The 1,036-nt window shown below is 63.5% G+C and carries 1 pseudogene; it reads left to right on the top strand.

The window, feature by feature from the left end:
- Positions 1-995 (top strand): annotated as a pseudogene (locus ACGLHR_RS51845) (IS3 family transposase); the annotation flags it as partial.
- Positions 996-1,036: the final 41 nt, after the last annotated feature.

Here is a 1,036-nt window from a genome sequence, read left to right as displayed (position 1 = left end):
CAGCTCAAAATGGAGAGGGAGATACTTGCAAAAGCCGCGGCCTGGTTCGCCCGGGAGACCGACTCGCTGCCCGACAAGGGTACGAATTCATGAAGGCGAACCAGGCTCGTTATCCGCTGTCCACCATGGCCCGGCTGCTTAAGGTCTCGCGCAGTGGCTTCCATGCGTGGAACGGGCGCAGCCCGAGCCCCCGTGTCGTGCGCGACAAGCTGCTGCTGGTGCAGATCCGCGCGATTCACTCCCGCTCCGGTGGCACCTATGGCGTGCCCCGCGTACACGCGGCTCTGCAGCGGCAGGGCGTCCGGGTGGGGCGCAAGCGCGTGGCGAGACTGATGCGTGAGGCCGGGCTGCGCGGGGCATGCCGGCCACACTTCATCTGCACGACGCACCGCGCAGCGCGGGCCAGACCCGCTGCCGATCTGGTGCAGCGGCACTTCCGTGCTGAGGCCCCCAACCAGCTTTGGGTTGCCGATGCGACGTACATTCCGACCAAGGTCGGCTTCTACTATCTGGCTGTCGTCCTCGACGTGTACAGCCGACGCATCGTGGGCTGGGCCATGGACAGCCACCTGCGCACAGCGCTGATGTTGCAGGCGCTGGACATGGCGCTGGAGCAGCGACATCCCACTTCGGTGATCCACCATTCGGACCAGGGGTGCCAGTACACGTCGGTGGCCTTTGGCCAACGCTGTCGGGATGCGGGCGTGCGCCCCTCCATGGGTTCAGTGGGCGATGCCTACGACAACGCCATGTGTGAGTCCTTCTTCGCCACGCTCGAGTGCGAATTGCTGAACCGCTCACACTTCGCCACCCACGACGACGCCCGGCAGGCGTTGTTCACTTGGATCGAGGGCTGGTACAACTCGCACCGCTTGCACAGCGCCCTGGGCTATCGTTCCCCACAGGAATTTGAAAAGCTACCTGTCGGGATCATGAATCCGACGCTACACCGGGCCTACACCGCCCCATCACAAGGAGAAAACCCATTGACATAAAATTCCAATGCAAATCTGTCCGATGAAACGGGGCAACCCCA

This window comes from Cupriavidus sp. CuC1 (assembly GCF_044627735.1).
In the GTDB taxonomy this organism is placed as follows: domain Bacteria; phylum Pseudomonadota; class Gammaproteobacteria; order Burkholderiales; family Burkholderiaceae; genus Cupriavidus; species Cupriavidus ulmosensis.
Note: the sequence above shows the minus strand (reverse complement) of the source record. Positions and strands in the feature narration are given on the sequence as shown.